Source organism: Pseudomonas sp. W4I3 (genome assembly GCF_030816195.1).
Classification (GTDB): Bacteria; Pseudomonadota; Gammaproteobacteria; order Pseudomonadales; family Pseudomonadaceae; genus Aquipseudomonas.
Genome location: NZ_JAUSXS010000001.1, coordinates 4,111,656 through 4,134,053, shown reverse-complemented (window position 1 = coordinate 4,134,053; position 22,398 = coordinate 4,111,656). Strand labels below are relative to the sequence as shown.

The window sequence follows — 22,398 nt, the reverse complement described above, 5'->3', positions numbered from 1 at the left end:
TACCGCTGTTTTTGGCGACCCCCATCCGGGGTCAAGAGCAAACGTATTTTTTTGAACGCTGATCTGCTTCTTCGTCAATGATCCAACCAGTGGGTAGCTACCTGAGGTAGTTTTATTTTTCTCTAACCGGTTGCGGGTTTCGGCATGCCGTTCCCTGCGAAGCACATCTTCTCCAAAAAAATCTGTTAGCTGCGTCTCTGCCGTGTTGTTTTTGTTATGTCAGAGTCGTTTCGTCTTATTTTTATTAGGTTTGGCGCTTTTTATTCTTGTTATGCCATAGAGATAGCAGAAGCCGTGCCAACTTTATAAATTCCTTTAAAATCAATGGATTGATTTTTTGGTGGGAAATATCTTTCATGAAATACGACAGATTATGTTCCCGCGTTACCCGCTGTGTCGGTGTGCGGTAACACATTGTCACAGCTGTGCTACTCAACTGGCGCTACGCGCTTTCGCCACCCGCGATCCGGTTGCCCGGCCCAGCACCTGGCTGATCTGCTGGCCCGCGCCGATCAAGCGCTCCAGGTCGATACCCGTCTCGATGCCCAGCCCATTGAGCAGGTACACCACGTCTTCGGTGGCGACGTTACCGCTGGCGCCCTTGGCGTATGGGCAGCCGCCGAGGCCCGCGATAGAGCTGTCGAACACCTGGATGCCTTCCAGCAGGCTGGCGTAGATATTGGCGATTGCCTGGCCGTAGGTGTCATGGAAGTGGCCCGCGAGCCTGTCGCGCGGCATCTGGGCCCCGACCACCTCGAACAGCCGCCGTGTCGCGCCTGCCGTGCCGGTGCCGATCGTGTCGCCCAGGGACACTTCATAACAGCCCATGGCGTACAGCTCGCGGGCGACAGCCGCCACCTGCGCCGCCGCGATGTCGCCCTCATACGGACAACCCAGCACACAGGATACATACCCGCGCACGCTGACCCCGTGCTGCCGGGCCGCCGCCATCAGCGGTGCAAACCGATCCAGGCTCTCGCTGATGGAGCAGTTGATATTGCGTTGGGAAAACGCCTCGGACGCCGCCGCAAATACCGCGACCTCCTTGACACCAGCCGCCAGCGCATCTTCGAAGCCGCGCAGGTTCGGCGCCAGCGCGCCATAGGTCACGCCAGGCTTGCGCTGGATCTGCGCAAACACCTCGGCGGAGCCTGCCATCTGCGGCACCCATTTGGGCGATACGAAACTGCCGACCTCGATATAGCTCAGGCCGGCGGCGCTCAAGGCGTCCACCAACTGAACCTTGTCGGTCACGCTGATCGGCTGGGCTTCGTTCTGCAAACCGTCGCGCGGGCCGACTTCCACCAGGCGTACGTGTGAGGGGAGGGACATGGCGTTACCTTCTGATCAATGGCCGGCCTGGCTCATGGTGTGTGCCAGGGCCTGGGTGCACCGCTCTTCGGCGGTGTCCAGTTCCAGCTTCATCTGTTCGATATCCAGCAACTGTTGCTCGAGCTGCTCGCGGCGTTCGGCGATTTTTGCCAGCATGCTGTTGAGTTGGATGTGGTTGCCGCTGGTGGGGTCATAGAGTTCGATCAGCTCGCGGCATTCGGCCAGGGAGAAGCCGATGCGCTTGCCGCGCAGAATCAGCTTGAGGCTGACCTTGTCCCGCGCCGAATAGATACGCTCCTGACCCCGGCGTTCCGGGGCCAGCAGGCCTTGTTCCTCATAGAAACGAATGGCGCGGGTGGTGATATCGAGTTCGCGGGCCAGGTCGGAAATGCTGTAAGTGGTGCTCATGGCGATGCTCAGGAAGGTCTTGGCGCTAAGCTAATTGCAGGTTGACGTAAACGTCAAGGGCCTGCTGCGCAGGCCATCGGGGCAAGCCCCCTCCTACAGGGGAACTCGGCTGCCTCAGGCCTGCTGTTTATCCAGCTTTTTCTCGTGGGCCGTCACCTGCTGGCACAACTCGATCATCTGCTCGCGCATCCAGCGGTTGGCCGGGTCCTGGTCGGTGCTTTCGTGCCAGTACAGGTGGGTTTCCACCGCCGGCACATCATTGACCGGCAAGTTGAACCAGTGCAGTTCATGGCGACGGGCGAAGCGCTCGGGCACGGTCATCACCATGTCGGTCTGCTGCAACACTTGTGAGGCCATCAGATAGTGCTGGGAGCGCAGGGCGATCTTGCGCTGGATGCCCATCTTGCCCAGGGCCAGGTCGACATGCCCCAGCCCGTTGCGGCGGCTTGAAATATGAATATGGGTCAGCGCCAGGTAGTCATCCAAGGTGAATTTGTCCTTGCCCGCCATCGGATGGCCCTTGCGCATGGCGCACACGTAGCGGTCTTCCATCAGCTTGACGTGACGCACTTGCGGGTCGGTGTTGAGCGGCGCATCCACGGCGAAATCCAGGCGACCGGCGGCCAGCTCCTTGGTGGTTTCGCGGCGTTTGGATAAAAAGCTCTCGATGACCACCGTCGGCGCCAGGCGGCGCAGGCGCTGGAACAGCGGCGGCAGAATCACGGCTTCGGTCAGGTCGGTCATGCTGATGCGATAGGTCTTGGCCGCCTGCTGCGGATTGAAAATCCGACTCTCCTGCACTGACACCCGCAGCAGCGACAAGGCATTGCGCACCGGGCCGATGATGTTCTGGGCCATCGGCGTGGGCACCATGCCTTGGGCAGTGCGCACGAACAGCGGGTCGTTGAAGGTCTCGCGCAGGCGCGCCAGGGCGTTGGACACCGCCGGCTGGGTGATGCCGACAATCTGCCCAGCGCGGGTCAGGTTGGCTTCGGTGTAGATCGCGTCGAAGACGATAAAGAGGTTCAGGTCGACCTTGCTCAGATTCATGTCGTTGCACTCTTATTGTTAGGTATTCATACGCCGATCATATATCGGTGATGAATGTTAATACACGCCGAGAATAGGCTAGGTAAATTATCAGCGCTGTTCTAGCATCGATTGCATGACCTAAACAACCTCTCAGAGAAGGGAGCCGCTCATGGATTTCGCCTATTCGCCCAAGGTTCAGGAACTGCGTGAACGCGTCACCGCATTCATGGACGCTTACGTCTATCCGGCCGAGCCGGTGTTCGAACGCCAAGTCAGCGAAGGTGACCGCTGGCAGCCCACCGCCATCATGGAAGCGCTCAAAGCCAAGGCTAAAGCCGAGGGGTTGTGGAACCTGTTTCTGCCCGAATCCGAGCTGGGCGCCGGCCTGAGCAACCTCGAATACGCGCCACTGGCCGAAATCATGGGCCGCTCGCTGCTGGGCCCGGAACCGTTCAACTGCTCAGCCCCCGACACCGGCAATATGGAAGTGCTGGTGCGCTACGCCAATGAAGAGCAGAAGCAACGCTGGCTGGAACCGCTGCTGCGCGGTGAGATTCGCTCAGCCTTCGCCATGACCGAACCGGACGTAGCCTCCTCGGACGCCACCAACATGGCCGCCCGCGCCGAACGCCAGGGCGATGAGTGGGTGATCAACGGCAAGAAGTGGTGGACCTCCGGCGCCTGTGATCCACGCTGCAAGATCCTGATCTTCATGGGCCTGAGCAACCCGGATGCGCCACGCCACCAGCAGCACTCGATGATTCTGGTGCCGGTGGACACCCCTGGGGTGAAAATCGTGCGTCCGCTGCCAGTGTTCGGCTACGACGATGCGCCCCACGGCCATGCTGAGGTGCTGTTCGACAATGTGCGCGTGCCGTACGAAAACGTCTTGTTGGGTGAAGGCCGTGGGTTTGAGATCGCCCAGGGCCGGCTTGGCCCGGGCCGTATCCATCACTGCATGCGTTCTATCGGCATGGCCGAACGTGCATTGGAATTGATGTGCAAACGCTCGGTCAGCCGCAGCGCCTTCGGCAAGCCTTTGGCGCGTTTGGGCGGCAATATCGACAAGATCGCTGACTCGCGCATGGAAATCGATATGGCGCGGCTTCTGACCTTGAAGGCTGCGTACATGATGGACACCGTGGGCAATAAAGTCGCGAAAAGCGAAATCGCCCAGATCAAGGTGGTCGCGCCGAACGTGGCGCTGAGGGTGATCGACCGCGCGATCCAGATTCACGGCGGTGCCGGCGTTTCCAATGATTTTCCGCTGGCCTACATGTACGCCATGCAACGCACCCTGCGCCTGGCCGACGGCCCGGACGAAGTGCACCGTGCGGCGATCGGCAAGTTCGAGATTGGCAAGTATGTGCCTAAAGAGTTGATGCGCGGCGGGCAGTAGCACCGCGTCGCCTATATCGGGGGCAAGCCCCCTCCCACATTTTGCCGGTGTACACCAATCCAAGTGTGGGAGGGGGCTTGCCCCGGTACAAACCGGGGACATCGTTTACATTTCTAACCGGGGACATGGTTTACAGGTTAATACGCATGATCAGGAGGTAACTGATCATGCCCTGGAACCAAGAGTCTCCGATGAATCAACGAATCAGACTGGTCGCCGACTGGCTTTCTGGCAACTACACCAAAAGCCAATTGGCGCGTCGCTTTGACGTTAGTCGGCCTACCGTCGACAAATGGATTGCCCGGCACAACGGCGATTTAAAATCCTTATCCGAACTGTCCCGGCGACCTCACAACAGCCCCAATAAAACCGACGACGAGATCTTGGCCCGCGTTATGGCGATGAAGCAGGCTCACGATAAATGGGGGCCAAAGAAGCTCCTCGAGCTATTACGGCTTGAAGATCCCTCAGTCGCCTGGCCTTCTCCGAGTACAGCAGGCCAATGGCTTGATCGGCTCGGGCTCGTCAACAAGCGACGCTTCAAGCGTCGGCACACTATTTCCCACGCAGAAATGCGAGAGGCCAACGAACCTAACGAGACGTGGTGCGCCGACTACAAAGGGCAATTCAAGATGCTTAACGCGCAGATGTGCTTCCCTCTGACCGTTACAGACCACGCGTCTCGGCTGATTCTGGCATGCAGGGCCCACCCCAAGATCAAGACCCAGCCGGTAAAACAAGCATTTGAGAGGCTTTTTCTGGAGTACGGCATGCCAGAAGTTATCCGTTCGGACAACGGGGTTCCGTTCGCCTCTCCTGGCCTGGCACGAATGTCCACCCTGGCAGTTTGGTGGATTCGCCTCGGCATCTATCCGGAGCGCACCATGCCCGGAAGACCCGCGCAGAATGGTCGCCATGAGCGAATGCACCGCAGCTTGAAGCTTGAGCTGCCCTTAGGGAAAAACTTGGTCGAGCAGCAGCTTTTGCTGGAGCACTTCAGGCATGAGTTCAATTACGTACGCCCTCATGAAGCACTCGGTATGAAACGTCCGGGAGATTTGTATGTACCGTCTACCCGACCTTACCCAGGATGCTTGCCCGATGTGGAGTATCCCGCGGAAATGAAGGTTCGCAGCGTCAGACAGGATGGATCGATCAAATGGAACGGCAAGTTGGTATTTATTAGCGAGGCGCTATCTGGGGAACGGATAGGGCTCAAAGAAGCTGACGAGGATGTTTGGGATTTGTACTTGTGTGATTATCCCTTGGGGAGGCTTGGACGAGGTATGACGCGCGTCCAGGCCTCAAAAGTGTAAACGATGTCCCCGGTTTCAGATGTAAACGATGTCTACGGTTCTACACCCCGATGAGGCCATTTCAGCCACCCCAGACCCCAAGGTTCAGTACACCCAAACCTCCACCCGCCGATTCTTGATCCTCCCTTCATCCGCCGTATTCGCCGCCACCGGCATCTGCGCGCCAAACCCGCGAATATCGCGCAGCACCACGCCGCTTTTCACCAGTTCCCTGCGCACGGCCATTGCCCGCAACTTCGACAGCAAGGCTGCGCGCTGCGGATCATTCTTGGCATCGCCGAACCCTGCCAGCGTCACCTGCTCGTGCAGTTTGCCGTGGCTTTTCAGATAAACCACCACCCGCTGCACATCCTGACGCGCCTTGTTGTCCAGGCTGGCACTGCCTTCCTCGAAACGAAAATTCACCGTCAAGCGCTGGGCGTTGCGCGCAATTGCCTGATAGTCCTCGGGCATTGAGGCGCGTGGCTCTACGTCCATTGCCTGCACGTGCTGGGCGACAAAGCCGTTGGCCGCCACCAGCGCCTGGCCCTGGGCGCTTTGGGCGAAGTCCACCAAGGCCTTGGCCCACGGGTTATGGACTGTTGGGGGCAGGTAGAAGTACAGCCGCCGTGACAGTGGGTAATCCTCGGTGGCGATCAGGCTGTTCAGTGGCAACATCGGTTGCGAGTCGCCATCGTTAATCGCCACTGCCTTGGCGTGGCGTACGTAGGGCAGGCCGATAAAACCAATGCCCTGGGGGTCCTGGCTGACCGCGTCGGACAGCGCTTCGCTCGATTCAAAACGCTGCGCAGACGCTGCCAGCGGTTTGCCGCGGCGATTCAGCACCAGCTCCTTGAAGGTGTCATAGGTGCCGGACTGATCATCCCGCGCGTACACATGAATGGTTCCGCCAGTGCCGCCCAGCATTTCCCAGGTGCTGATTTCGCCATTGAAGATTTGCGCCAGTTGCTCGGTGTTGAGGCTGTTCAGCGGGTTGCGTGGGTTAAGGATGATCGCCAAGCCGTCAATAGCGATCACATGTTCGGCGCCGGCGCTTTTCAGGTCACCCAGGGACTCGAGGTCAACCAATTCGCCGTCCTTGATCGGGCGGGACGCTGCGGCCAGGTCGGCGCTGTGGTTTTTCAGCGCGGCAAACCCGGTGCTGGAACCATGGGCGGCGACGTCGATAAACACGGTTTTACCCTGACGGGTCTTGCCGATTACACGCTGTTCATTGGCGCCCTCAACGCGTTCGCTGTGCACGCCTTGCACACCCTGACGCTCCATCAAACCTTTGACCAATGCCGGGCCCAACGCCGCGCCAATGGTGTTGGAGCCCTGGATGCGCAAAGCCGGGCCTTGGTCGGGCATGGGCAGCGGGGCGGACAGCGCGAAGAAAGGGAAAAGGGCGAGCAGTAACAGAACGCGCAGCATCAGCCGGCACCTTCGTCAGCCAAAGGGAGTGCCGCCAGATTAAGTCAGTTGGATTGCAGCCATATGACTGACACGCCGCAGATCAAAATGTGGGAGGGGGCTTGCCCCCCTCCCACATGGGTCAGTGAATCAGCTCAACTCAAGCCAGATCGGCGCATGGTCCGACGGCTTTTCCAAGGCGCGCAGATCGTAATCCACCCCCGCATCCTTGACCCGGGGCACCAACCCGGTGGAGGCCATGATCACGTCGATGCGCAGCCCGCGCTTGGGCTCGTCCTCAAAGCCACGGCTGCGGTAGTCGAACCAGCTGAAGCGGTCGGTCACCTCAGGGTTCAAGTGGCGGAAGGTGTCCACCAAGCCCCAGTTTTTCAGGCGGGCCATCCATTCGCGCTCTTCCGGCAGGAAGCTGCACTTGCCGGTTTTCAGCCAGCGTTTGGCGTTGTCGGCGCCGATGCCGATGTCGCAGTCTTGCGGGGAAATATTCACGTCGCCCATCACCACCAGTGCCTGGTCATTGCTGAACTGGCTTTCCAGCAGCTGTTGCAGGTCTTCATAGAAGCGCTGCTTGGCCGGGAATTTAGTCGGGTGGTCGCGGCTTTCGCCTTGGGGGAAGTAGCCGTTCATGATGGTGACCGGGTTGCCGTGCTCGTCAGCGAAAGTGCCCCAGATGAAGCGGCGCTGGGCGTCTTCTTCATCGCTGGCAAAGCCTTTGTGCACGCTCAACGCTTCTTTGCGCGAGAGCAGGGCCACGCCGTAGTGGCCTTTCTGGCCATGGTAATAAACGTGATAGCCCAGCGCCTGGACTTCAGCCAACGGGAACTGGTCATCGTGGACCTTGGTTTCCTGCAGGCCGATGACGTCCGGTTGATGCTTTTCAATCAGCGCCGCCAGCTGATGAGGGCGGGCGCGCAGCCCGTTGATATTGAAGGAGACGATTTTCATGGTCGGCAGTCCAGTCTGGCAAAAGGGCGATGCTAGCCGACAAGTCGGGCGGGGGCCAGCGTGGCGGCCGCAAGCATGCGCTGCTAAGGTCAGGGAACGACTGGCGCTGCGCAGGTTCGTACCCATAAGAACGCCGCCTCGTTGAGTGGCGTCCAGGAGATTGACTGTTATGCCTGACACTTCGACAGCCGTTGCCGAGATCCGCCTGCTCAATAGCGGTTATTCCCGCGAAGCGCGCTCCCTGCTGTACCAGGCCTACCGTCACGAACCGACCTTCGCCTACATCTTTGAGGCCGAGCGGGCGGGTTATGAGCAGCGGGTACGGGCCACCGTGCGCGAGCTGGTCAAGCAGCATTTTTTCCAGAAGCTTCCGGCCATTGGCTTGTTCGTCAACGACCGTTTGATCGGCATTGCCCTGATCGCCCCGCCGCAGCGGCGCCTGGGCATCACTGAAAGCTGGGCCTGGCAGATCCGCATGTGGCTGAGCACCGGCGTGCGCGGTACGCGGCGTTACCTGGAATACCATCAGGCCGTGCTGGCATGCCTGCCCAGCGAGTCGGTGCATGTGTTGCCATTGCTGGGCATTCACCCGCAGTTGCAGGGCCAGCACTACGGCGAGCAATTGCTCGAAGCGGTCCACAACTGGTGCGCCGAGGACCCGCATTCCTCGGGCGTGGTGCTCGACACCGGCAACTCCCGTTACCTGGATTTCTATAAGCGCCAGGGCTACGAGGAAATCGGTGAAATTGCCGTAGGGCCCGTCCTCGAACATGTGTTTTTCCATCCCAATCCCCAGGCGTTAACTGCCGCAACGGCTTGAGACAGATTTATTCAGACAAATCCGGGTTCAAACATCCGCTCTCGCTCGTGTAGCATCCGCGCCTATGAAGTTTCCAGACAGATTTACCAGCGGCTTGATTCTGCTGTTCACAAGCTGCGGCGTACTGGCGCAAAGCGAACTGGACGTGCGGATCAAGCCCTCAAACGACGCGCTGAAAGCCAACATCGAAGGCTACATCGGCGGGGTGGGCGATCGTGATGAAGAAGCGCTGCTGCGGTTCAGTCGCGGCGCCGAAGAACAAGCGCGCAAAGCCGCCCAGGCGCTGGGCTTCTATCAGCCGCAGATCGCCAGCGAGGTGAAGGGCGGGAAGAACCCGCGCCTGACCCTGACCATCGAGCCCGGCGAGCCGGTGCATTTGCGTAACGTCACTCTTCGGGTCGACGGTCCGGCGGCCAGCCTCAAAGCATTTCGGGTGCCGGCCAGTGACGACCTCAAGCCCGGCGCGGTGCTCAATCACGGCCATTACGACGATGCCAAGCGCCTGATCCAGAATCAGGCGTCGCGCTATGGGTTTTTCAGCGGGCGCTTCACGCGCCAGACGCTCTCCGTAGATCCCCAGGCGGGCGTCGCCGACATCGAGCTGGTGTACGACAGCGGCCCGCGCTACAGCATGGGCAAGGTCAGCTTCAGCGGCGATACGCCATTTGATGAGGAACTGCTGCAGCGCATGGTGCCCTTCGAAAGCGGTACACCCTACGACTCCGAATTGATCGCCGAACTCAACCAGAACCTGCAGGCCAGTGGCTTCTTCGAAAGCGTGCGGGTAGACGCCAGCCCCACGGCCTCGACCAACGACGTGATTCCGGTGGCCGTGCAACTGGACACGCGCAAGCCACGCACCATGGGCCTGGGTCTGGGTTACTCGACGGACGTCGGCCCTCGGGGCCGGGCCAACTGGACACGCCACTGGGTCAATCCCCAGGGCCACAGTTATGGCTGGGAAGCCGAGCTGTCGGCGCCGCGGCAGAACGTTGGGCTGTGGTATGACGTGCCGCTCGACCCACCGCTCACGGATAAATTGCGCTTCGCCGGCGGTTACCAGAATGAAGAGTTGGCCAACACCGACACCTTGAGCAAGTTGCTCACGATCGGCCCCGAATGGCACAGCAAATTGCCCAGCGGCTGGACGCGGGTTATCTCACTCAAATATCAGCGTGAAGAATACAAACTGGGCAATGACTCGGGCATGAGTAACCTGGTAATGCCGGGCATCAGCTACTCCTACCTGCGCAGCGACAACCGCATCGATCCACATAACGGTTATCGCCTGATGTTCGACAGCAAGGTCGCCAAGGAAGGGCTCGGTTCCGACACCAACCTGCTCTACGGCACCGCCACGATCAAGGGCTTGACCACCTTGTGGGATAACCACCGCTTTTTGGGTCGCGCGCAACTCGGTGGCAGTGCCACCAACGGTTACAAGTCGGTGCCGCCGTCGCTGCGCTTCTTTGCCGGTGGCGACCAAAGCGTGCGCGGCTATGAATACCAGACCCTGTCGCCGGAAAACGACCGCGGTGATCGCATCGGCGGCCGCTATATGGTGGCCCTGAGTGCCGAGTACCAATACTCCATCGCCGAAAAATGGCGGATCGCGACCTTTATCGACCAGGGCAACTCGTTCAATAACCTGGAACTGCCGAGCCTGAAAACCGGTGTGGGTGTGGGGGTGCGCTGGGTTTCGCCGGTTGGCCCGATCCGCCTCGACCTGGCCCATGCCCTGGAAGACCCGGGCGGCATTCGATTGCACTTTTCCATGGGGCCTGAGCTGTGATGCGTGGTTTGAAAATAGCGGGGCTGGTCGTGATTGCCATCCTCGCCGTGGTGCTGCTGGCGCTGTGCTCGGTAGTGGCTACCCAGTCTGGCAGCCGCTGGGTCTTGGGCCTGGTGCCGGGTTTGCGCGTCGAGAATTTCGAGGGGCGTCTCGGCAGCCAGTGGCGTGCCGATCATCTGCTATGGGAACAAGACGGTAGCCGCGTAGAGCTGAATGCGCCGACGTTTGCCTGGTCGCCCGCGTGCTTGCTGCAAATGACCTTGTGCATCGACAAGCTGGACGTGGAGCAAGTCAGTCTGCAATTTGCGCCCAGTGCCGAAGAGAGCAGCGGGCCTATTGCGTTGCCGGATCTGAAACTGCCACTTGCCATCCAATTAGGCGAGGTTCGCGTCGGTACGTTGCTGTTTAACGGCAGTGAACAACTCAAGGGTTTGCAACTGGCGGCGCACTGGACTGCCGAAGGCCTGCAGATCGACGCGGTGCACCTGCAACGGGACGGTCTGGTGCTGGACCTGTCCGGCCTGCTGCAACCGGTCGGCAATTGGCCTTTGACGGCCAGCGGTCAACTCAGCCTGCCTTATGCGCCGGGCGGCGCGCCCTGGACGGTTGCCCTCAAGGTCGACGGCGACCTGCTCAAGACACTCAAACTCGACGCTGACAGCAGCGGCTACCTGCCGGCCAAGCTCAGTGGCGAGTTGCAGCCGCTGGCGGACAACCTGCCGGCGCAAGTGCGCATCACCGCTGATGCCTTCAAACCCAGCGCCGATCTGCCCGATACCTTGCGGCTCAATCAGCTGGACCTGAGCGCCAAGGGTGACCTGAAAAACGGTTACCAATTGCTGGGTAAAGCACTGCTGCCAGCGGAAAAAGGCCCGGTGGACCTGCTGCTGCGCGGCAAGGTGGATGCCAAGGGTGCGCAGATCGCCGGCCTGGACCTGACTGCCGGCGACCAGCAAAGCCTCAAGCTCAGCGCCAATCTGGACTGGCAACAAGGCTTCAGCGCCGATGCCAGAATCGACTGGCTGGACTTCCCCTGGCATCGCCTCTATCCGCTGATCGATGAGCCGCAGGTCGCCTTGCGCACCTTTAACGGTGAAATTTCCTATAAGGACGGCAACTACCTGGGCAACCTCAAGGCCGATCTGGACGGCCCGGCCGGCAAGTTCAACGTAGTCACGCCGTTCAGTGGCGACCTCAAGCAAATCTTCCTGCCCGAGCTCAAGCTGACCGCCGGTCAGGGTAAGGCCGAAGGCCGGGTGACGGTGCAGTTCGCCGACGGCATCGCCTGGGACACCGCGTTGGATTTGACCGCGTTGAACCCGGCCTATTGGGTCGCCGAATTGCCCGGCACCCTGGCCGGGCCGCTGCGCAGCAAAGGCGAATTCAGGAACGAACAACTCAAGCTCAACGCCGACCTTGACCTCAAGGGCCGCCTGCGCGGGCAAACCGCCGTGCTGGCAGCCAAGGCCGAAGGCGCGGGCGAACAATGGACCCTCGCCAACCTGGACATCCGCCTGGGCGACAACCGCATCAACGGCAGCGGGAGCCTGCAGCAGCGCCTGGCCGGACAGATCGACATCAAGCTGGCGCGCCTGGCCCAGCTCTGGCCGCAACTGCGCGGGCAAATCAATGGCCGCGTCGATGTCGCCGGCACCCTGAAGGCGCCACAAGGCAAGCTAGACCTCAAGGGTCAGCAACTGGCATTGGCCGACAATCGCCTGCAAAGCCTCAGCCTCGACGCGACACTGGACAGCGCCCAGCGCGCCCGCATCGACCTCAAGGGCGGCGGCATCCAAAGCGGCGAGACCCAAGTCGGTACCCTCACCGCCAGTGCCCAGGGTGATATCAAGAACCAGAAGGTCCAGTTGGACCTGGCAGGTCCTTTGCTCAAGCTGGCCCTGGCCCTGGACGGCAATCTCGACCAAGGCAACTGGCGCGGGCGCCTGGCCAGTGGCGACGTGCAAGCGGGCGGCCAGGACTGGCGGCTGCAAGCCCCGGCGAAAATCGAGCGCCTGGCCGATGGCAAGCTGACCTTTGCCGCCCATTGTTGGGTGTCCGGTGGCGCCAGCCTGTGTGGCGAAGACCAGCGCCTGATGCCCGAACCGAAGCTGCGTTACCACCTCAAGCAATTCCCCCTCGACAGCCTGGCGGCGTTCTTGCCCAAGGACTTCGCCTGGCAGGGCAGGCTCAATGCCGATGTGCAACTGGATCTGCCGGCCAGCGGCCCCAAAGGCGTGGTGTCGGTGGACGCCGGTGGCGGCAACTTGCGCGTCAGGGACAAGGGCCAGTGGCTGGATTTCCCCTACGACACGCTGAAGCTGGAAACCACCCTCAATCCCAAGCGCATCGACACTCAGTTGAACTTCCATGGCGGCAAGCTCGGCGAGTTGCTGCTGCAGGCGCAGATCAACCCGCTGCCGGCCAGCAAACCGATCACGGGCAATTTCAGCCTCACCGGGCTGGACCTGGCGGTGGCACGCCCGTTCGTGCCAATGGTGGAAAAACTCACCGGCAAGCTCAATGGCAGCGGGCGGATTTCCGGCGGCTTGCTTGCGCCACAGATCAACGGCAGCGTTAACCTGGTGGACGGTGAAATCTCCGGACCCGAACTGCCTGTAAGCCTGGAAGGCCTGAACGTGCAAGCCCTGATCGCTGGCGAAAGCGTGCAACTCAATGGCGCCTGGCGCAGTGGCAAGGCCGGGCAGGGCAGCCTGCGCGGGCAGATCGACTGGGGCCGCGCGCTGGTGGTCGACCTGAGCCTCAAGGGCTCGCAACTGCCCGTGACGGTGGAGCCCTACGCCGTATTGGAAGTGGCGCCTGACCTCAAGATCAGCCTCAAGGACGACAAGCTGGCAATCGCCGGCAAGGTGCACATCCCGCGTGGCGATATCACCGTGCGCGAACTGCCGCCATCGACGGTCAAGGTGTCCGATGACACGGTCATCGTCGGCAGCCAGACCGAAGAGGGCAAGCCGCCGATGGCCATGGCCATGGATATCGACGTGGAGGTGGGCGAAGACCAGCTCAACTTCGCCGGCTTCGGCCTCACCGCCAAAGTGCAGGGCCATGTGCATATCGGTGACAACATGGACACCCGTGGCGAGCTGTGGCTCAACGACGGCCGTTATCGTGCCTACGGCCAACGCCTGAATGTGCGCCGTGCGCGGCTGTTGTTCGCCGGGCCGTTGGACCAACCCTTCCTGGATATCGAGGCGGTCCGCGTAACCACCGAATCCTCGCGCACGGTTACCGCTGGCATTCGTTTGAGCGGCAGTGCCGAGCAGCCGACCACGCAAATCTTCTCCGAGCCTGCCATGGCCCAGGAAGACGCGCTGTCCTACCTGGTGCTGGGGCGTTCGCGGACCAACAACGGTGAAGACAACAACATGCTTGCCGAAGCCGCCCTGGGCCTGGGCCTGATGGGCAGCGCCGGGGTGACCACGGACATCGCCAACAAACTGGGGATCCAGGATTTCGACCTGGACACCCAGGGCACCGGCAACAACACGGCGGTGGTGGCCAGCGGCAAGATCAACGAGAAACTCAGCCTGCGCTACGGGGTCGGGGTGTTCGAACCGGCCAACACCATCGCCTTGCGCTACCTGCTGAGCAAGAAGGTGTACCTGGAAGTGGCCACGGGCGTCGCCAGTTCGCTGGATATCTTCTACAAGCGCGATTTCTAAGCATCGCGCGGTCAAAAATGTGGGAGGGGGCTTGCTCCCGATGGCGGTCTGTCAGTCAGCTTATTTGTAGCTGACCCACCGCTATCGGGAGCAAGCCCCCTCCCACATTGGTATGTGTTTCACTCAGGCTTGGGGTAATTACCAAGCAACCTAACTATTCCATTTGACATTCGCTGCCTAAGCAGTAATATCTCGTCACACATTCACTGCCTAGGCAGTAATAAGGTGACTTCCGATGCCTCATTTCACCCCGGATAACTTCCACAAGTGCCATCTCGGCCTGTTGCTGGGCCGCGCTGCGATCCTCAAGGACCGCATCATCGACACCCATATGGAACCCCACGGCATTACCGCCGCGCAGTTCAAGGTGTTGATCATCATGGCCCAGTTTGGCGTCGATACCCCGGCCGAGCTGTGCCGCAACCTGTCGCTGGACAGCGGTTCGATGACGCGCATGCTCGACCGTCTGGAGCAAAAGCATTTGCTCAGTCGCAAGCGTTCCGAACTCGACCGCCGCCAGGTGCAGTTGGTACTCACCGCCGACGGCCAGCGCCTGGCGGACATGCTGCCGCACATCGGCGCCCAGGCCCTCAACCAACTGGCCGGTGTACTCGAGGTGGGGGAGTTGGAAACCCTGGAACGGATCCTCAAGAAAATTCTGATAGCTGCGGGTGATCCCATCACCCTCCAGCGGGTAGGTCATTGATGAACACACGCGCATTCAGCCTGGTGCTGATGGCGATGACGTTGGCCGGTTGCGCCAACTACAGCGGCCTTGATACCCAAGGCAAACGCCTCGACGCCAACACCTTGCAAACCGGCAAATCCCTGAGCGGCGTCAGCCTGTCCAGCGCCGCATGGCCCGCCGCCGACTGGTGGAAAAGCCTCGGCGACCCCCAGCTTGACGGACTGATCCAGGAAGCCCTGCAACACAGCCCCGACATGCAAGTGGCCAGCGCCCGTGCGCATCAGGCCGAGGCCGCAGCCTATGCCGCCAACGCCGCGCGCATGCCTACCGTGGATGCCAGCGCCGGTGTCAGCCGTTCACGGCTGGCCAAGGACCAGGATCCGCGTGGGGAGGGCGATGCCTATTCGACGGTGCGCAACATCGGCGCCAGCTTCAATTACAACTTCGACCTGTGGGGCGGCCAACGCGCAGCCTGGGAAGCCGCACTCGGCCAGGCCCGCGCCGCCGAAGTCGACCAGCAGGCCGCGCGCCTGACGCTGGCCGCCAACGTGGCCAAGGCCTACAGCGACCTGGGTCAGGCGCATATCGTGCATGACCTGGCCGCCGAAGACCTCAAGCGCACCCGCCAGATGCTCGACCTGAGCAAGCGCCGCCTGAGTTCCGGTATCGACAGCGAGTACCAATACCAGCAAACCGAAAGCCTGGAAGCCAGCTCCCAGTCGCAGTTGATCGATGCGGAAAAACAACTGCAAAGCGCCAAAATCGCCCTCGCAGTGTTGCTCGGCAAAGGCCCTGACCGTGGCAACGAATTGGCCCGCCCGAATGTGCTCAAGCCCGCGGCGGTCGCCGTGCCGTCGATGCTGCCCGCCGAATTGCTCGGCCGGCGCCCGGACCTGGTCGCCGCACGGTGGCGGGTGGAAGCCGCGAGCAAGGACATCGCCGCCAGCAAGACCCGCTTCTACCCCAACCTCAACCTGAGCGCGAGCGCCGGCGCCGAATCGTTGCTGGGCGACGCGATGTTCGGCTCGGCCAGTCGCTTCTTCAACATCGCGCCGACGATTTCGCTGCCGATCTTCGACGGCGGGCGGCTGCGCGCCGACCTTGACGCCCGTGACGCCGATTACGACCTGGCCGTGGCGCAGTACAACAAGACCCTGGTGCAAGCCCTGGGCGATATCGGCACCACCCTGTCGCAACTGCGCGACACCGGGCGGCAGATCCAGGCCCAGCAACACGCCGCGGACATCGCCCAGCAGTCCTACGACACCGGGGTGCAGCGCTACAGCTCCGGCATCGGTAACTACCTGGATGTGCTCAGCATCGAGCAGCAATTGCTGCAGGCCCAGCGTCAGCTGGCGGCCTTGAATGCTGCGCAGATCGATCTGTCGATTCAATTGATGCAGGCCCTGGGTGGCGGGTTCAACGCCGACAACGTGGCCGCGACCACCCCAGCCCACCGCACGGAATAATTTGAGGTATTTTTCATGGCCACTGCCGACAGCAACAACACAGCCGAACACACCCAAGACAACAATCCACGCAAACGCAAAGTCCTGCTGATCGGCCTGGTGCTGATCGTGATCCTGGGTGTCGTCGGCGTATGGGCCTGGTACGAGCTCTACGGGCGCTTCAACGAAAGCACCGATGACGCCTACGTCAATGGCAACGTGGTGGAAATCACCCCGCTGGTCACCGGTACCGTGGTCAGCATCGGCGCCGACGATGGCGACCTGGTCCACGAAGGTCAGGTGCTGGTCAGCTTCGACCCCAACGACGCCGCCGTCGGCCTGCAAAGTGCCCAGGCCAACCTGGCCCGCACGGTGCGCCAGGTCCGTGGCTTGTACAGCAACGTCGACGGTATGAAAGCCCAGGTCAATGCGCAGAAAGCCGATGTGCAGACGGCCCAGGACAACTACAACCGACGCAAGACCCTGGCCCAGGGCGGGGCGATCTCCCAGGAAGAACTGTCCCACGCCCGTGACAGCCTGACTGCGGCCAAGAACGCCTTGACCAACCTTGAGCAGCAACTCAAAACCAGCAACGCACTGGTGGATGACACGGTGATTTCGTCCCATCCGGATGTGCAAGCCGCCGCCGCGCAACTGCGCCAGGCCTACCTGACCAATGCCCGCAGCACCTTGATCGCACCGGTTACCGGTTATGTGGCCAAGCGCACCGTGCAACTGGGCCAGCGCGTACAACCGGGCACCGCGCTGATGGCGGTGATCCCGCTGGACCAGCTGTGGATCGACGCCAACTTCAAGGAGACCCAGCTGCGTGACATGCGCATCGGCCAGCCGGTGGATATTGAATCCGACATCTACGGCAGCGACGTGAAGTACAGCGGCACCGTCGACAGCCTGGGCGCCGGCACCGGCAGCGCGTTCGCCTTGCTGCCCGCGCAGAACGCCACCGGCAACTGGATCAAGATCGTGCAGCGGGTACCGGTGCGCATCCATATCAACGCCGAAGAGCTGGCCAAGCACCCGCTGCGGGTCGGTTTGAGCACCGTGGTCAATGTAGACCTGCACGACCAGAGCGGCCCGGTCCTGGCGCAACAGGCGCCGCAAAAGGCATCGTTCACCACCAACGTGTACGACCGCCAACTGGCCGAGGCCGATGCCATGATCAACCAGTTGATCCATGACAACAGCGTTGCCGCTCCCAAGGCTGCGCAACGCTGATGAGCAATAACGCCTCGTTCACGCCACCCAGCCTGTTGATGGCCACTATCGGGCTGTCGCTGGCGACCTTCATGCAGGTGCTCGACACCACCATCGCCAACGTGGCGTTGCCGACTATTTCCGGCAACCTGGGGGTGAGTTCGGAGCAGGGCACCTGGGTCATCACTTCGTTTGCGGTGAGCAACGCGATTGCCTTGCCGCTCACCGGCTGGCTGAGCCGCCGGTTTGGCGAGGTGAAGCTGTTTCTGTGGGCGACCCTGCTGTTTGTGCTGGCGTCGTTCCTGTGCGGTATCTCCACGTCGATGCCCGAGTTGATCGGCTTTCGCGTGCTGCAGGGCCTGGTTGCCGGGCCGTTGTACCCGATGACCCAGACGCTGCTGATCGCGGTCTACCCGCCGGCCAAACGCGGCATGGCCCTGGCGCTGCTGGCGATGGTCACGGTGGTGGCGCCGATTGCCGGGCCGATCCTCGGCGGCTGGATCACCGACAGCTACAGTTGGCCGTGGATCTTCTTCATCAACGTGCCCATCGGCATCTTTGCGGTGATGGTGGTGCGTGCGCAGCTGAAGAAGCGCCCGGTGGTCACCAGTCACCAACCGATGGACTACGTGGGCTTGTTGAGCCTGATCGTCGGCGTCGGCGCCTTGCAGATCATCCTCGACAAGGGCAACGACCTGGATTGGTTCGAATCCAACTTCATCATTATCGGTGCGGTGATCTCGGCGATCGCTCTCGCGGTGTTCGTCATCTGGGAAATGACCGACAAGCACCCGGTGGTGAACCTGCGCCTGTTTGCTTACCGCAACTTCCGCATCGGCACCATCGTGCTGATCCTGGGTTATGCGGGCTTCTTCGGTATCAACCTGATTCTGCCGCAGTGGCTGCAAACCCAGATGGGCTACACCGCGACCTGGGCCGGGCTGGCGGTGGCGCCCATTGGTATCCTGCCGGTGCTGATGTCGCCGTTCGTGGGCAAGTACGCGCACAAGTTCGACCTGCGCCTGCTGGCGGGCCTGGCGTTCCTGGCGATCGGCTTGAGCTGCTTCATGCGCGCCGGTTTCACCAACGAGGTGGACTTCACCCACATCGCCCTGGTGCAGCTGTTCATGGGTATCGGCGTGGCGCTGTTCTTCATGCCGACCCTGAGCATCCTGATGTCCGACCTGCCGCCACAGCAGATCGCCGACGGGGCGGGCCTTGCGACCTTCCTGCGTACCTTGGGCGGTAGCTTTGCGGCGTCGCTGACTACCTGGATCTGGATTCGTCGGGCGGACCAGCACCATGCCTACATGAGCGAGAACATGACTACCTATGACTCGGCGACCCGCGACGCCTTGCAGGCGCTCGGTGGGGCAGGGCAGAAGGCCTACACGCAGCTGGACCAGATCCTCACCAGCCAGGCGTACATGATGTCCACCGTGGATTACTTCACGCTGCTGGGGTGGATGTTCATGGGCCTGATGCTGCTGGTGTGGCTGGCCAAGCCGCCGTTCGGGGCGAAGGCCGGGCCGGAAGCGTCCGGCCACTGATCTCCGAGAGTTGAAATGCATTCAAATGTGGGAGGGGGCTTGCCCCCGATAGCAGTGTGTCAGTCAACTCATCAGTAAATGACCGAATGCCATCGGGGGCAAGCCTCCTCCCACATTTTGATTTCTGTTCACAGTGGATCAGTGGTGTTCGGGCTCAAGCGCCAGGCAACGCCAACTGCGGATTGACGAAGTCAAACGCCGCCAACTGAAAGCCTTGCTCATCCACCTGCAACGCCCACCCTTGCTTGTCCCAGTCCCCCAGTACAATGCGCTTGGCCGCCTGGTCGCCAATCTGCAGTTTGTGGATGGCAGGGCGGTGGGTGTGGCCGTGGACCAGGGTGCGCACGCCAAATTGCTGCATCACCCGTGGTACTTCTTCCGGCGTGACGTCGACTATGTCGTTGGCCTTCATGCGTACCTGGGCACTGCTTTCGCTGCGCAACTTGCGCGCCAGTTTGTGGCGGGTGCGCAACGGCAGATGCCTCAGGATAAACAGCACAATCGGGTTACGCAGGATGCGCCGCAGCTTCATATAGCCAAGGTCGCGGGTGCAGAGGCTGTCGCCGTGCATCAGCAGCACGGGTTCGCCGGCGAGCTGCACGACACTCGGGTCCTTGAGCAAGGTTGCGCTTGCAGCTTTGCAGAACGCCTTGCCGATCAGGAAATCGCGGTTGCCGTGCATGATGAAAATCGGGGTGCCGCTGTCGCTCAGTTCGCGCAGCGCTGCACAGATGGAACGCTGGAACGGTGTCATCCCATCGTCGCCAATCCAGGCTTCAAAGAAGTCCCCTAGAATATACAACGCCTGGGCGCCACGGGCGCGGCCGTGGAGCAGATCCAGAAACGCCCGGGTGATGTCCGGGCGCTCCTCTTCCAGATGCAAGTCTGAAATCAGCAATATCACGCTTCGATGATCTCGGCTTTCTCGACGATCACGTCTTCTGCGGGAACATCCTGGTGACCGGCCTTGGACGTGGTGGACACGCCTTTGATCTTGTCGACAACGTCGGTGCCAGCGGTGACTTTACCGAACACGGCGTAGCCCCAACCCTGCACGTTCTTGCCGCTGTGGTTCAGGAAGGCGTTGTCGGCAACGTTGATGAAGAACTGCGCGGAGGCCGAATGCGGCTCCATGGTACGGGCCATGGCGACGGTGTACTTGTCGTTGGAAAGGCCGTTGTCCGCTTCGTTCTGGATGCTTGGACGCTTGTCTTTCTTCTCTTTCATGCCTGGCTCGAAACCGCCGCCCTGGATCATGAAGTTGCCGATGACACGGTGGAAAACGGTGTTTTCGTAGTGGCCGGCTTTGACGTACTCGATGAAGTTGGCGACGGTGATCGGCGCTTTCTCGGCGTTCAGCTCGATGACGATGTCACCGTGGTTGGTGGTCAGTTTGACTTGAGTCATGTTCACTACTCTTTTCAGGGAATTCGTGGGTTTGAGCGCCTGGGCGCCTTACCTGTCTGGCTAAACGTCGGCCAAGGCGCGCAGTTTAGCGTGCCGCGCAGGAATTTCGAGGTGGTTTTTTACCACTGGTGCGTTAAAAGCACCTCAACCGCTGTCAGCGCCTTGACAGCATCAGCTATGATATCGCCTTTGTTTTGTCTGGCCCCAACCGGCCACGAACCTGTCTGTTCAAGGATCCTATGAGCAAGCCCACTGTCGACCCTACCTCGAATTCCAAGGCCGGACCTGCCGTCCCGGTCAATTTCCTGCGCCCGATCATCCAGGCGGACCTCGAATCGGGCAAGCACACGCAGATCGTCACCCGTTTCCCGCCAGAGCCCAACGGCTACCTGCACATCGGTCACGCCAAGTCGATCTGTGTGAACTTCGGGCTGGCCCAGGAGTTCGGTGGCGTCACGCACCTGCGTTTCGACGACACCAACCCGGCCAAGGAAGACCAGGAATACATCGATGCCATCGAAAGCGACGTGAAGTGGCTGGGCTTCGAATGGTCCGGTGAAGTGCGCTATGCCTCGCAATACTTCGACCAGTTGCACGACTGGGCCGTCGAGCTGATCAAGGCCGGCAAGGCCTATGTCGACGACCTGAGCCCGGAACAGGCCCGGGAATACCGCGGCACCTTGACCGAGCCGGGCAAGAACAGCCCGTTCCGCGACCGTTCGGTAGAAGAGAACCTCGACTGGTTCGCCCGCATGCGCGCCGGTGAGTTCCCGGATGGCGCCCGCGTGCTGCGCGCCAAGATCGACATGGCCTCGCCGAACATGAACCTGCGCGACCCGATCATGTACCGCATCCGCCATGCCCACCACCACCAGACCGGTGACAAGTGGTGCATCTACCCCAACTACGACTTCACCCACGGTCAGTCGGACGCCATCGAAGGCATCACTCACTCCATCTGCACCCTGGAGTTCGAGAGCCATCGCCCGCTGTACGAGTGGTTCCTGAGCAACCTGCCGGTGCCGGCACAGCCGCGCCAGTACGAGTTCAGCCGCCTGAACCTGAACTACACCATCACCAGCAAGCGCAAGCTCAAGCAACTGGTGGATGAGAAGCACGTGCATGGCTGGGACGATCCGCGCATGTCGACCCTGTCGGGCTTCCGCCGTCGCGGCTACACCCCGGCGTCGATCCGTAACTTCTGCGACATGGTCGGCACCAACCGTTCCGACGGCGTGGTCGACTTCGGCATGCTCGAATTCAGCATCCGCCAGGACCTCGACGCAAACGCGCCGCGTGCCATGTGCGTGCTGCGTCCATTGAAAGTCGTGATCACCAACTACCCGCAAGACCAGGTCGAAAACCTCGAACTGCCGCGTCATCCGCAGAAAGAAGAACTCGGCGTGCGCAAGCTGCCGTTCGCCCGTGAAATCTACATCGACCGCGATGACTTCATGGAAGAGCCGCCAAAAGGCTACAAGCGCCTGGAACCGAACGGCGAAGTACGCCTGCGCGGCAGCTACGTGATCCGCGCCGACGAAGCGATCAAGGACGCCGATGGCAACATCGTCGAACTGCGCTGCTCCTACGACCCGGACACCCTGGGCAAAAACCCCGAAGGCCGCAAGGTCAAGGGCGTGGTGCACTGGGTACCGGCCGCCGCCAGCATCGAATGCGAAGTGCGCCTGTACGATCGTCTGTTCCGCTCGCCCAACCCTGAGAAGGCCGAAGACAGCGCAAGCTTCCTCGACAACATCAACCCAGACTCCCTGCAAGTACTCACGGGTTGTCGTGCCGAGCCATCGCTTGGCGACGCACAGCCGGAAGACCGTTTCCAGTTCGAGCGCGAAGGTTACTTCTGCGCGGATATCAAGGACTCCAAACCTGGTCATCCGGTATTCAACCGTACCGTGACCTTGCGTGATTCGTGGGGCCAGTGATTCTCTAAGGAAG

17 protein-coding genes are annotated in these 22,398 nt (G+C 61.2%); 10 read left to right on the top strand and 7 right to left on the bottom strand.

Going from position 1 to position 22,398, the window contains the following annotated elements:
- Positions 1-432: 432 nt before the first annotated feature.
- From QF045_RS18685 to QF045_RS18675, 3 genes are all read right to left on the bottom strand, one after another.
- Positions 433-1,332: a hydroxymethylglutaryl-CoA lyase gene (locus tag QF045_RS18685; protein WP_306493524.1), complete on the bottom strand. Its 900-nt coding sequence runs from the start codon at positions 1,330-1,332 to the stop codon at positions 433-435.
- Between the two features lie 15 nt (positions 1,333-1,347).
- Positions 1,348-1,740, bottom strand: a complete 393-nt coding sequence (locus tag QF045_RS18680; RefSeq protein ID WP_003174785.1) for a MerR family DNA-binding transcriptional regulator — start codon at positions 1,738-1,740, stop codon at positions 1,348-1,350.
- A gap of 114 nt (positions 1,741-1,854) precedes the next feature.
- Positions 1,855-2,790, bottom strand: coding sequence for a LysR family transcriptional regulator (locus tag QF045_RS18675; RefSeq protein ID WP_306493523.1), 936 nt, complete (start codon positions 2,788-2,790; stop codon positions 1,855-1,857).
- Positions 2,791-2,941: 151 nt separating this feature from the next.
- Between QF045_RS18675 and QF045_RS18670 the strand changes: the two genes are divergently transcribed.
- Both QF045_RS18670 and QF045_RS18665 read left to right on the top strand, forming a co-directional pair.
- The gene (locus tag QF045_RS18670; protein WP_306493522.1) at positions 2,942-4,171 is read left to right on the top strand and encodes an acyl-CoA dehydrogenase; all 1,230 of its coding nucleotides are present in this window, start codon (positions 2,942-2,944) and stop codon (positions 4,169-4,171) included.
- Between the two features lie 167 nt (positions 4,172-4,338).
- Complete coding sequence (locus tag QF045_RS18665) at positions 4,339-5,487, top strand: integrase core domain-containing protein (RefSeq protein ID WP_373424452.1); 1,149 nt, start codon at positions 4,339-4,341, stop codon at positions 5,485-5,487.
- Positions 5,488-5,571: 84 nt separating this feature from the next.
- Here QF045_RS18665 and QF045_RS18660 read toward each other — a convergent pair whose 3' ends face one another.
- Together QF045_RS18660 and xthA are read right to left on the bottom strand one after the other, a co-directional pair.
- Positions 5,572-6,903 carry a substrate-binding domain-containing protein gene (locus QF045_RS18660; RefSeq protein ID WP_373424490.1) on the bottom strand — a complete coding sequence of 444 codons (1,332 nt, stop codon included), beginning with the start codon at positions 6,901-6,903 and terminating at the stop codon, positions 5,572-5,574.
- A 126-nt stretch (positions 6,904-7,029) separates the two neighbouring features.
- Positions 7,030-7,842 (bottom strand): exodeoxyribonuclease III, encoded by an 813-nt coding sequence (xthA, locus tag QF045_RS18655; protein ID WP_306493519.1) that lies wholly within the window; start codon positions 7,840-7,842, stop codon positions 7,030-7,032.
- A gap of 169 nt (positions 7,843-8,011) precedes the next feature.
- Between xthA and QF045_RS18650 the strand changes: the two genes are divergently transcribed.
- The 7 genes from QF045_RS18650 to QF045_RS18620 all read left to right on the top strand — a co-directional run bounded on the left by QF045_RS18650 (position 8,012) and on the right by QF045_RS18620 (position 19,038).
- On the top strand, positions 8,012-8,662 hold the full coding sequence (locus QF045_RS18650; RefSeq protein WP_306493518.1) for an N-acetyltransferase: 651 nt from the start codon (positions 8,012-8,014) through the stop codon (positions 8,660-8,662).
- Positions 8,663-8,726: 64 nt separating this feature from the next.
- Positions 8,727-10,454 carry an autotransporter assembly complex family protein gene (locus tag QF045_RS18645; protein ID WP_306493517.1) on the top strand — a complete coding sequence of 576 codons (1,728 nt, stop codon included), beginning with the start codon at positions 8,727-8,729 and terminating at the stop codon, positions 10,452-10,454.
- Positions 10,454-14,137: a translocation/assembly module TamB domain-containing protein gene (locus QF045_RS18640; protein ID WP_306493516.1), complete on the top strand. Its 3,684-nt coding sequence runs from the start codon at positions 10,454-10,456 to the stop codon at positions 14,135-14,137. The genes QF045_RS18645 and QF045_RS18640 overlap by 1 nt, the downstream gene beginning before the upstream one ends.
- 235 nt (positions 14,138-14,372) lie before the next feature.
- The gene (locus tag QF045_RS18635; RefSeq protein WP_306493515.1) at positions 14,373-14,843 is read left to right on the top strand and encodes a MarR family winged helix-turn-helix transcriptional regulator; all 471 of its coding nucleotides are present in this window, start codon (positions 14,373-14,375) and stop codon (positions 14,841-14,843) included.
- Positions 14,843-16,294 carry an efflux transporter outer membrane subunit gene (locus QF045_RS18630; protein WP_306493514.1) on the top strand — a complete coding sequence of 484 codons (1,452 nt, stop codon included), beginning with the start codon at positions 14,843-14,845 and terminating at the stop codon, positions 16,292-16,294. Before QF045_RS18635 ends, QF045_RS18630 begins: the two co-directional genes overlap by 1 nt.
- A gap of 15 nt (positions 16,295-16,309) precedes the next feature.
- The gene (locus QF045_RS18625) at positions 16,310-17,509 is read left to right on the top strand and encodes an efflux RND transporter periplasmic adaptor subunit (RefSeq protein WP_306493513.1); all 1,200 of its coding nucleotides are present in this window, start codon (positions 16,310-16,312) and stop codon (positions 17,507-17,509) included.
- On the top strand, positions 17,509-19,038 hold the full coding sequence (locus QF045_RS18620) for a DHA2 family efflux MFS transporter permease subunit (protein WP_306493512.1): 1,530 nt from the start codon (positions 17,509-17,511) through the stop codon (positions 19,036-19,038). The genes QF045_RS18625 and QF045_RS18620 overlap by 1 nt, the downstream gene beginning before the upstream one ends.
- Before the next feature lie 154 nt (positions 19,039-19,192).
- Here the strand turns inward: QF045_RS18620 and lpxH are convergent, their stop codons facing one another.
- Together lpxH and QF045_RS18610 are read right to left on the bottom strand one after the other, a co-directional pair.
- Positions 19,193-19,942: a UDP-2,3-diacylglucosamine diphosphatase gene (lpxH, locus tag QF045_RS18615; RefSeq protein ID WP_306493511.1), complete on the bottom strand. Its 750-nt coding sequence runs from the start codon at positions 19,940-19,942 to the stop codon at positions 19,193-19,195.
- Positions 19,939-20,445, bottom strand: a complete 507-nt coding sequence (locus QF045_RS18610; RefSeq protein WP_065877469.1) for a peptidylprolyl isomerase — start codon at positions 20,443-20,445, stop codon at positions 19,939-19,941. The genes lpxH and QF045_RS18610 overlap by 4 nt, the downstream gene beginning before the upstream one ends.
- Positions 20,446-20,684: 239 nt before the next feature.
- Between QF045_RS18610 and QF045_RS18605 the strand changes: the two genes are divergently transcribed.
- On the top strand, positions 20,685-22,385 hold the full coding sequence (locus tag QF045_RS18605) for a glutamine--tRNA ligase/YqeY domain fusion protein (protein WP_306493510.1): 1,701 nt from the start codon (positions 20,685-20,687) through the stop codon (positions 22,383-22,385).
- Positions 22,386-22,398 lie beyond the last annotated feature (13 nt).